Below are 9,941 nucleotides of genomic sequence, written 5' to 3'. Positions count from 1 at the left end.
TACAGTCTGCCCCCTTTGGCCACTCGGGAATTCCACCACTTATGGAGCTGATGATCGGACTTGAACCGATAACCTGCTGATTACAAGTCAGCTGCTCTGCCAATTGAGCCACACCAGCGCATTTATTTTTTCTATATCGTTTTGGCTCACCGCCAATCGACAAGACTTAGTATATATTGTTATGCTTTTTATTTCAAACTTAATTTTAGACTATTTTAAGATATTATGTTAATTTATTTTCAATATACTCTTAATTACTTCTATTTACTTCCTTTTTTATTCATATTTTTTCTTCGATTAACTCAATATTTATGTATGGATTTAATATATCTTTCATTTCTCTATATTCTTTATCACCTAATTTATCTTTAAGTATTTTAAATATATCAACAGCAGCCTCTAACTCATCACTTCTTTTAATATGTTCTAATAAAACTCCATAATCAGTTAAAGATAAATTTTTGGCAATAGCCATTAATTTAAACTTATCTACTTTATTTATCTTATTAGGAATTGAATATTTATCTACTTTAAATACTTCTTTGCTTTCTTCTAAAGACTTCCCTAATTCTATCTTTTCTTTGTACTTTTCATTTTTTTTGATATTTTCAACATTTTCTTTAGTTTTACCTTCTAATTCTTTTTTTTCTTTTAATTGAGATTGATCTAAATTATTGCTTTTCTTATGATTATTCTCACTTATATTTTCTTCATCTTTATTTTCTTTTAAATCTTCTTTATTGTTTTCTATAGACTTTCTCTCATTTTCCTCTTCATTAAAGTCTAAAATTTCATTCCTTTCATTTTTTACACTATCTACTTCAAATTTAACTTGCTCATAGTTTAAGTTAACAAAATACATCATTACTCCCATTATTACTGTGGTAAAAAAGAGTACTAAAAAACTTAAAAATCCTTTATTCATAAACATATTCACCTCCATTTTAATAATTACCACCTAAAATCTTTTTTATACTTCAATTTAATATTTCTAATTCTTCCTTCATATAATTAATGAGGGGGTGAAGCCTTGAATAGAATAAAAACTTACTATGAAAATTATCTAGCATATTACGAGATTTCAAATTTTTTAAAAAATCATATAGATGAAAAAACAATTATAGTATGTATAGGAACTGATAAATGCATAGGTGATTGCTTAGGTCCACTAGTTGGTACTTTATTAAAAAATAAATTCTTTCCTTTAACTGTATTTGGTACACTTGACTCTCCTATCCACGCTCTTAATTTAGATAAAAAAATAACTGAAATACTAAAAAGTTATCCAGGCTATAAAATAATAGCTATAGATGCTTGCCTAGGAGACCCTAAATCTATTGGTGAAATTCATATTAGAAACGAACCTGTTTATCCTGGAAAGGGAGTTGGTAAAACTTTAAGAAGTGTAGGAGATATATCTATAATAGCTATAGTTGATTCCTACGAAAACATAGATTCATTTACAAGTAGACCTATTAGATTAAGCTTTATATTAGATATGTCTAAAGTTATTGTAGATTCTTTAATGCATGCCTATTATTTAAAAAACAAAAAAAATTAACTATATATCTCTTAATATTAAGAGATATATAGTTAATTTTACTCATCAATTAATTTTACTTCTAAATCATCCATACCTAAATTTAATTTTTCAAATGTTTTTAGAACTTTACCTGTTCCCTCAGCTACACATGTTACAGCCTCATCAGCCACTCTAACCTTAATGCCTGTCCTTTGTTCAATAAACTTGTCTAATCCATTTAATAAAGAGCCTCCACCAGTCATAAGAATTCCTTCTTCTATTATATCAGCAGCTAATTCAGGTGGTGTTTTTTCAAGAACAGAGTGTACAGCTTCACCAATTATGCTAACATCACCTTTTAAGGCCATCCTAAGCTCTTCACTATCTACTGTTATTATTCCTGGTAAGCCTGTCACTAAATTCCTTCCTTTTACTTCCATAAACTCATTTCTATTACCTTCAACAGCTGTGGCAACATTTATTTTTAATTCCTCTGCTGTTCTCTCACCAATCATAAGTTTATATTTACTTCTAACAAATTTAATTATAGCTTCATCAAATCTGTCTCCAGCTACTTTTACAGATTCTCTTATAACAATTCCACCTAAGGATATTATAGCTATATCTGCAGTTCCGCCACCTATATCTACAACCATATGTCCACTAGCCTTTGATATATCTAATCCCGCTCCTATGGCAGCAGCTAATGGTTCTTCTATAAGATACACGTTTTTAGCTCCTGAATTCTTTGCAGCATCTATAACTGCTCTTTTTTCAATTCCAGTTGCTTGACAAGGTATACATATCATTACTTTTGGTGCTGATATTCTTCTATTTCCAACTCCCTTTTTAATGAAATACTTTAACATTGCTTCTGTCATCTCATAGTCTGATATAACACCATTTTTCATTGGTCTTAATGCTACTATATTTCCTGGTGTTCTTCCTATCATTTGCCTTGCAGCTTCTCCTACAGCTAGAACTTTATTCTTATTTTTGTCTATAGCTACTACTGATGGCTCTTTTAAGATTATACCTTTATCTTTCATATAGACAAGAACTGTTGCTGTTCCAAGATCTATTCCCATATCTGTACCGTTTTTCCAAAACCACATATCTACAACTCCCTAATATATAATAATAATTATTATTTTCTATCAAAATATACATAAATACTAATTTTTATTATATAAGGAATATTTTCATCATTCAACAACTTTATATTTTAACTTAGTTGCTTTTCCACCTCTTATATGCCTCTCAGCCTTATTTAAATCTAATATACTTTTTGCTTCCTCAGCTATATCAGGATTTATCTTAGGTAATCTTTCAGTCATATCTTTATGTATTGTACTCTTACTTACACCAAAAACTTTAGCTGTTTTTCGTATAGTAGCCCTTGAATAAATAATGTACTGAGCTACTTCTAAAACTCTCTCTTCAATATAATCTTTCAAGAACCTTACCTCCTTAAAAATATTTTTAAATTTTTAATCAGCTGTTTTTTAATAAACAGCTGATTATGTACTAAATTATTCTTTTACAGGAATATCTTTTAAATATTTTTGTGGATCTACTGGCTCTTTAGAATTTTCCATATGAAACATTAAATAATTCTCAGAAACTCTATCACTTGGACTATTTTGAATAGTTTTCCCAATCTTTCCTATAGAATCTCCTTTTTTAACATTATCTCCTTCTTTAACTTTAATTTCCGGATCTAAGTTTCCATAAAAACCAACAATACCGTTTTGATGCTCTATTTTAACAAAACATCCTTCTTTCGAATTACCTTTTCCAGCCTCTACAACTTTACCATCACCAATTGCTAAAACTTCAGTACCTTCAGCAGCTTCTATATCTATTCCTTTATAAACGGATGCACTTTGACCTGATTCATTTAATCTAGGCTCTAAGTTATATACTCTTGTTATAACTCCACCTTTAATTGGTGATATAAAGCTTTTACTTTGATTTGAAGTAGCTACTGAATCATCAGCATTATTTGCTTCTTGCTTTGTTTCTTCAATGTTAGCTTCATTAGATGCAGTTTTTTCTGAATCATTTGTTGCTTCTGTTTTTCCTTCAACTAATTCAGCATCATCAAATGTATTTCCAGTTGTAGCACTATTATCTTCTGTATTTTCTATAGTATTTTCTGCTATATTTTCATCTACTGTGTTATTTGCACTTTTATTTGCTACTACCACTCCAACTGTTGCTATTAAGCATAAGCAAACAAATAAAACTACATAAAATCCATCATTTTTAATAAATCTCTTAAATTGGTCTTTTTTATTCATTTTCAACACCTCCGTTTCTAATTCTGTCCATTTATCCTAAATTAATACACATATATAAATCTTTTTTATAAAAAAAGAACAAGCAAATAAATTTTGCTTGCTCGTCTATTAATCTATTAAAACTTTATTACTTTCCTCAATTTTACTTCCTTTAAAATAATGTTCTAATATTTCATCATATTTCTTACCTTCCCTAGCCATAACATTAGCTCCCCATTGACTCATACCAACACCATGTCCATATCCTAAACACTTTATGTTTATTTTGTCATCTAAAATTTCTATTGTAAAATTAGCAGAATTTAATGAAAGTATTTTTCTAAACTCCTTTCCCTTAATTACAGCTTCTCCTATTTTTATATCATCTACAGTCCCCCCAGTATTCCTGTTTAATATTTTAACTTCTTCATTTATATTCTTTCCTAAATTACTATTAGGAATATCTTTTTTAATTTTATTTTTAAAATCGCTTAAAGAAAGACTAATCTCACTCTCATATTTAGGCGATATTTCTTCTCCTGGGCTTTCAACAGATTTTAAATAAGGTACGTCTTCTGAAAATACAGAAACTGCATCCTCTGTATTTCCTGAACTTGTAGAGAAATATTGAGGATATTTTACTAACTTATCATTATATGCTAGAACTTTTCCTTTTGTTTCTTTAACAACCTCTTTTAATTTTTTTAAATATTCTTCGCCATCTTCACCCCAAGTTTTTTTTCTTTCATTAATATTTAAGTATACTTGACAATGAGTAGTATCACATATATTTCCTTCTTTTATATTACTACATCCAGAAATTAATTTATTTATAACAAATGTTCTTGCTAAAATAGACTGAGCTTTTAATGCCTCTTCATGAAAGGTAGCTGACATTTCACTTGAAATTACAGATAATACGTATTCCTCTAATGGTACTTTTTCCACTTTATTTTCTTTAGATATGTAAACTTCAACTTCCTTTAAGTTAACTACATCAACTAACTTTTTATTTTCAACTTTCTCTACCTTATTATTATTTTCATTCATACTTGAACTAGATAAAAAACCAAAAAATATTGGTATAAAAGATATAATCACTATAATTACACCAATAAAAATTGCTGACTTTAAAATTTTTCTATTTATCATAGATCCTCCTAAAACTTATTAATACATTTTATGTATATGCTAAGTTTTCTAAAACTCGAACTTATAATAAAATTATTTAAATCAAAAAAGTCAACAGCATTGCTGTTGACTTATATTCTAATTATGTCAGCGCCTAAAGCTCTGAACTTATTTTCTATTTTAACATAACCTCTATCTATATGATATATATCAGTAACTATTGTCTCTCCCTTTGCTACAAGTCCAGCTAAAACCAAAGCAGCTCCTGCTCTTAAATCAGTTGCTTTAACTTCACATCCAGTAAGATTATTTACTCCTTCAATTAAAGCAGATCTTCCTTCAACTTGTATATTTGCACCCATACGTCTTAATTCATCAACATTCATAAATCTATTCTCAAAAACACTTTCTGTTATAATACTACTTCCTTTTGCTACGCTCAATAAACTCATCATTTGTGATTGCATATCAGTAGGATATCCTGGATAAGGCATTGTTTTTATGTTGATTGGTTTTATTTCTTCATTCCCTTTTACTATTATACTGTTTTCTTCATTATTTACATCAAAAAACTCTGTTCCAACTTCTTTTAATTTAGACATTATAGCTGAACAATGATCCTTATTTACTCCATTTATTTTTATTTTTGATCCTGTTATTGCTGCTGCAACCATAAATGTTCCAGCTTCTATTCTATCATATATAGGAGTGTACTCAGTTGAAGTTAATGAATCCACACCTTCTATTATTATTTTGCCTGGTTTTTCAATATAAATTTTAGCTCCCATAGAATTTAAAAAATTAATTAAATCAGTTATTTCTGGCTCTTGAGCAGCATTTTCAATTAATGTAGTTCCTCTAGCCATAGTTGCTGCCATCATTATATTCTCTGTTGCCCCAACTGATGGAAAATCTAAATATATCTTGCTTCCAATTAATTTCTTTGCTTTTATACATACAAATCCATTACCACAATTTCTATCTTCAGCGCCTAATGCTCTAAGACCTTTCAAGTGTAATTCTATTGGTCTAGAACCTATATTGCATCCACCTGGCCTAGCTAACTTAAACTCTCCATATTTAGCTATCATTGGTCCCATTATTAAAAATGAAGCTCTCATTTTTTTAACTAAATCCTCATTTGGAATTAAAGGATCTTTATTTAGCGGTGGTACAATTAATTTATTTTCTTTCTTATCTATTTTCAAATTATACCCTAATTGCTCCATAACATTACAAATTGTAAAAACATCTTGTAACATGGGTAATTCATTTATTAGTACACCATCAGTAGCTAATATGCTTCCTGCGATTATTGGTAAAACTGAGTTCTTAGCTGTATTTATATTTACTTCTCCTTTTAATTTATTTCCACCTTTTACTACTATTTTATCCATATTATCCTCCATTAAAATTATTTTAATATGTTGTGAATATGATAGGAGTTCCTAAAATCAACTTCCTACCTTCTTCATATGTCATAATGGAGTAATTAAACTGGTAATCACTCTTAAGATTAATTATTCCTGTAGTTCCTTTCTCCAAATTTATTCTTTGTTTTTCTTTTACCTTACTCTTACCGATTGATTTTATAAGTTTTTCTTCAATTTCATCTATATTATTATTCTCTCTAATATCACCTTTTATATAAGTATAATACTTTATATTTTTTATGTTTTTATTATCAAAAACTTGAAAATATTTCTTAATACTATCAAAGTTAATTCTATTTTTAGAAACAATTACTATTTGAACTCTACTTTTTGAATTTTCTTCTATTAGATTAATATCTAAGTTAAAGTCTTCTTTTGAACTATTTAAATATATCTCATTTTCTTTTTCAACTATACTATTAAAATTTTCAAATTTAAAATAATCACTAATATTATTAAATTGATTTTTTATATTTTCATTTGTAATATATTCTATTTTCATCCCATACTCTTCTATATTGCAAATCTCTTCTTCAACTTTTGAATAAACTTTATTGTCTAAGTTAATAGTACTTGTACTAAAAATAAGAGAGAAACAAAATAATGCTACTAACAAAATATTATTATTCATTAATATACCACCCTTCTTTTTAATTATTGTCAAGGATAGTATTTTTATACAACAAATCCCTTTTACATTACCAATATATTATAATAATCTGAAAAAGTTCTATTAATTACATAAAAATATTTATTAAGAAGTATAATCACAATATAAAAAAAGCATACAGTTTCCTGTATGCTTTATATAAATTACATTTCTTTTAACTTTAATCTAAACATAGCTCTTGCTAAGGCTAACTTAGCTCTCTTTTCATCTAGATTATCAGTCTTATTTTTTAATCTTTCCTCTGCTCTTTGCTTAGCATTCATAGCTCTTGCTTGATCTATTTCTTCAGGCCACTCTGCTGAATTTACACAAAAGGTAACTTCATTGTTTTGAACCTTCATTAACCCTGTTGAAGTAAATAAATACTTACTTTCACCATTCTCATCATCTATTCTTGTAACAGTAGGAACAGTTGCTGTTAAATAAGGTTCGTGTTCAGCTAATATTTCAAACTCACCAACAGCATTTTTACATAAGACTCTTGAAACTTCACCTGAAATAAGAACTCTTTCTGGTGTTGTAACAACTAACTTAAATTTATTCATTTTTATTCACCCCTTTTATTGGGCCATTGCTCTAGCTTTTTCTAGTACTTCTTCTATTGTTCCAGCAAATAAGAAAGCTGATTCAGGAACATTATCATGTCTACCCTCCAATATTTCTTTGAAACCTCTTATAGTTTCTTTTATTGGAACATATCTACCTTGCATTCCAGTAAATTGCTCTGCTACTGTGAATGGTTGTGATAAGAATTTTTGTATTCTTCTCGCTCTAGCAACGATTAATTTATCTTCATCTGCAAGCTCATCAACACCAAGTATAGCTATTATATCTTGAAGTTCTTTATATCTTTCTAATATATGCTTAACTTTTGAAGCAACTTCATAGTGTTCTTCTCCAACAACTCTTGGATCTAATATTCTTGATGAAGAATCTAGTGGATCAACAGCTGGATAAATACCTATTTCAGCTATACTTCTTGATAAAACTGTCTTAGCATCAAGATGGTTAAATGTTGTAGCTGGAGCTGGGTCAGTTAAGTCATCGGCTGGTACGTATACCGCCTGAACTGATGTAATTGATCCATGAGTAGTTGATGTGATTCTCTCTTGAAGAGCTCCCATCTCTGTAGCAAGAGTTGGTTGGTAACCAACAGCTGATGGTATTCTTCCTAATAAAGCTGAAACTTCTGATCCAGCTTGTGAGAATCTGAATATGTTATCTATAAATAATAACACGTCTTGACCTTGGTCTCTGAAGTACTCAGCCATTGTAAGTCCTGTTAAAGCAACTCTCATTCTCGCTCCAGGTGGTTCGTTCATTTGTCCAAATACTAATGCTGTATTCTTTATAACTCCTGATTCCATCATTTCATAGTAAAGGTCATTGCCTTCTCTTGATCTTTCTCCAACTCCTGTGAATACAGAAAGTCCACCGTGCTCTTTAGCTATGTTGTTTATAAGCTCTTGAATAAGAACTGTTTTACCAACACCAGCACCTCCAAATAGACCGATTTTTCCTCCTCTTTGGTAAGGTGCTAAAAGGTCAATAACCTTTATTCCTGTCTCAAACATTTGAGGAACAACTGATTGCTCTTCAAATGATGGAGCTGGTCTATGAATTGGATATTTTTCTTCATTTTTAACTTCAGCTCCACTATCTAGTGGTTTACCTAATACGTTAAATATTCTTCCTAATACGCATTCACCAACTGGTACTGATATAGGTGCTCCTGTATCAACAGCCTCTACACCTCTTCTTAGTCCTTCAGTAGCCTCCATAGCTATAGTTCTAACTATATCGTCTCCTACGTGTTGCTCTACCTCACAAACTAAGATTTTTCCATCGTCCATTTTTATGTGTATTGCATTAAATATATTAGGAAGTTCATCATTTGCAAATTTTATATCTACAACGGGTCCAATAACCTGAACTACTTTACCTATATTATTAGACATTTTGAGTACCTCCTTATTTTTGTGCTTCTGCTCCACCAACAATTTCTGATATCTCTTGTGTTATGATACTTTGTCTTATTCTATTGTACTTAGCATCTAATGAGTTTAATAAATCATCGGCATTTTTAGTTGCTCCGTCCATTGCCTGCATTCTAGCACTTTGTTCACTAGCTTTTGAATTAAACATAGCATTCATGAATTTACCTTTTAAGTATGATGAAACTAATGAATCTATTATTTCATCCTCATCCGGTTCAATTAAGAAAGAAACTTGACCTTTTTCTCCAGTTAAGTCTAATGGTAATAATTTTTCTTCAACAACCTCTTGCTTAACAGGTGAAAAGAATTTAGTGTAAACTAAACTTACTTCTCCAAAATTTCCATCAGTAAATTCTCTAACAGCTTTATTCACTATAGTTGATGCATCACCAACGTTTGGTGTATCTCCTAAATCAACATATTCTGCTAAAGTAGAAATCTTGTTTTTCTTAACATAATGGATACCTTTTTTTCCTACTACTACTGCTTCTATGTTTTCAAGATTATCTTCATATTTATCTCTTACAAAAGCCGCAGTATTACCATTAAATCCACCGCATAATCCTGAATCTGATGCTAATAATATTATTAACTTTTTAGGATTATCATTTGGTTTAAGTAAAGGATTATTATTGCTATTTAATGATCCGATTAATTCTCTAGCAATTTCATCTAGACTACTAAAGTATTGATTGTTTTCAGTTAGTTTTTGTCTAGCTTTTCTTAACTTAGAAGTGGCAACAAGTCCCATAGCTTTTGTTATTTTTCTTGTGTTTTTGATACTTTTTATTCTTCTTTTAATTTCTAAAAGTCCTGCACCTGCCATTTAAGCTCCACCTCCATTCTTAAAAATGTGGGCATAGCTTTAATTAAAAAGCTATGCTCTTATTTTACATTAAGAATATT

The 9,941-nt window shown here is 29.5% G+C and carries 11 protein-coding genes and 1 tRNA gene; 1 reads left to right on the top strand and 11 read right to left on the bottom strand.

All coding sequences use genetic code 11. The annotated features are described in order from the left end of the window. Positions 1 to 42: 42 nt before the first annotated feature. Both Q1J60_RS10145 and Q1J60_RS10140 read right to left on the bottom strand, forming a co-directional pair. A tRNA-Thr gene (locus Q1J60_RS10145) sits at positions 43 to 118 on the bottom strand. 162 nt (positions 119 to 280) lie between these two features. Beyond that, complete coding sequence (locus tag Q1J60_RS10140; protein WP_300375556.1) at positions 281 to 931, bottom strand: hypothetical protein; 651 nt, start codon at positions 929 to 931, stop codon at positions 281 to 283. 99 nt (positions 932 to 1,030) lie between these two features. On the opposite strand from Q1J60_RS10140, the gene yyaC reads away from it, so the two are divergent. Further along, complete coding sequence (gene yyaC, locus Q1J60_RS10135) at positions 1,031 to 1,561, top strand: spore protease YyaC (RefSeq protein WP_300261688.1); 531 nt, start codon at positions 1,031 to 1,033, stop codon at positions 1,559 to 1,561. 38 nt (positions 1,562 to 1,599) lie between these two features. Here yyaC and mreB read toward each other — a convergent pair whose 3' ends face one another. From mreB to atpG, 9 genes are all read right to left on the bottom strand, one after another. Continuing rightward, entirely contained in the window at positions 1,600 to 2,637 is a 1,038-nt protein-coding gene (gene mreB, locus Q1J60_RS10130) for a rod shape-determining protein MreB (protein ID WP_300261685.1), read from the bottom strand. Between the two features lie 90 nt (positions 2,638 to 2,727). Then, entirely contained in the window at positions 2,728 to 2,979 is a 252-nt protein-coding gene (spoIIID, locus tag Q1J60_RS10125; protein ID WP_003452341.1) for a sporulation transcriptional regulator SpoIIID, read from the bottom strand. Between the two features lie 75 nt (positions 2,980 to 3,054). Then, positions 3,055 to 3,825 (bottom strand): peptidoglycan DD-metalloendopeptidase family protein, encoded by a 771-nt coding sequence (locus Q1J60_RS10120; RefSeq protein ID WP_300261682.1) that lies wholly within the window; start codon positions 3,823 to 3,825, stop codon positions 3,055 to 3,057. 108 nt (positions 3,826 to 3,933) lie between these two features. Then, positions 3,934 to 4,956: a stage II sporulation protein D gene (gene spoIID / locus Q1J60_RS10115; RefSeq protein ID WP_300261679.1), complete on the bottom strand. Its 1,023-nt coding sequence runs from the start codon at positions 4,954 to 4,956 to the stop codon at positions 3,934 to 3,936. Positions 4,957 to 5,066: 110 nt separating this feature from the next. Continuing rightward, positions 5,067 to 6,332, bottom strand: a complete 1,266-nt coding sequence (murA, locus tag Q1J60_RS10110; RefSeq protein WP_300261676.1) for a UDP-N-acetylglucosamine 1-carboxyvinyltransferase — start codon at positions 6,330 to 6,332, stop codon at positions 5,067 to 5,069. Between the two features lie 22 nt (positions 6,333 to 6,354). Further along, positions 6,355 to 6,999, bottom strand: coding sequence for a hypothetical protein (locus Q1J60_RS10105; protein ID WP_300261673.1), 645 nt, complete (start codon positions 6,997 to 6,999; stop codon positions 6,355 to 6,357). A 182-nt stretch (positions 7,000 to 7,181) separates the two neighbouring features. Continuing rightward, positions 7,182 to 7,583, bottom strand: coding sequence for a F0F1 ATP synthase subunit epsilon (locus Q1J60_RS10100; protein WP_300261670.1), 402 nt, complete (start codon positions 7,581 to 7,583; stop codon positions 7,182 to 7,184). Positions 7,584 to 7,598: 15 nt separating this feature from the next. Further along, positions 7,599 to 8,996: a F0F1 ATP synthase subunit beta gene (gene atpD / locus Q1J60_RS10095; RefSeq protein WP_300261669.1), complete on the bottom strand. Its 1,398-nt coding sequence runs from the start codon at positions 8,994 to 8,996 to the stop codon at positions 7,599 to 7,601. Between the two features lie 13 nt (positions 8,997 to 9,009). Beyond that, positions 9,010 to 9,861, bottom strand: coding sequence for an ATP synthase F1 subunit gamma (atpG, locus tag Q1J60_RS10090; RefSeq protein ID WP_300261666.1), 852 nt, complete (start codon positions 9,859 to 9,861; stop codon positions 9,010 to 9,012). Between the last annotated feature and the right edge of the window lie 80 nt (positions 9,862 to 9,941).

Origin of the sequence: Clostridium sp. (genome assembly GCF_029258205.1) — a bacterium.
Lineage (GTDB): Bacteria > Bacillota > Clostridia > Clostridiales > Clostridiaceae > Sarcina.
Note: the sequence above shows the minus strand (reverse complement) of the source record. Positions and strands in the feature narration are given on the sequence as shown.

Coding starts and splice junctions, on each gene's coding strand:
- Q1J60_RS10140 (WP_300375556.1), bottom strand. CDS start 931: ATGTTTATGAATAAAGGATTTTTAAGTTTTTTAGTACTCTTTTTTACC.
- mreB (WP_300261685.1), bottom strand. CDS start 2,637: ATGTGGTTTTGGAAAAACGGTACAGATATGGGAATAGATCTTGGAACA.
- Q1J60_RS10120 (WP_300261682.1), bottom strand. CDS start 3,825: ATGAATAAAAAAGACCAATTTAAGAGATTTATTAAAAATGATGGATTT.
- spoIID (WP_300261679.1), bottom strand. CDS start 4,956: ATGATAAATAGAAAAATTTTAAAGTCAGCAATTTTTATTGGTGTAATT.
- murA (WP_300261676.1), bottom strand. CDS start 6,332: ATGGATAAAATAGTAGTAAAAGGTGGAAATAAATTAAAAGGAGAAGTA.
- Q1J60_RS10105 (WP_300261673.1), bottom strand. CDS start 6,999: ATGAATAATAATATTTTGTTAGTAGCATTATTTTGTTTCTCTCTTATT.
- Q1J60_RS10100 (WP_300261670.1), bottom strand. CDS start 7,583: ATGAATAAATTTAAGTTAGTTGTTACAACACCAGAAAGAGTTCTTATT.
- atpD (WP_300261669.1), bottom strand. CDS start 8,996: ATGTCTAATAATATAGGTAAAGTAGTTCAGGTTATTGGACCCGTTGTA.
- atpG (WP_300261666.1), bottom strand. CDS start 9,861: ATGGCAGGTGCAGGACTTTTAGAAATTAAAAGAAGAATAAAAAGTATC.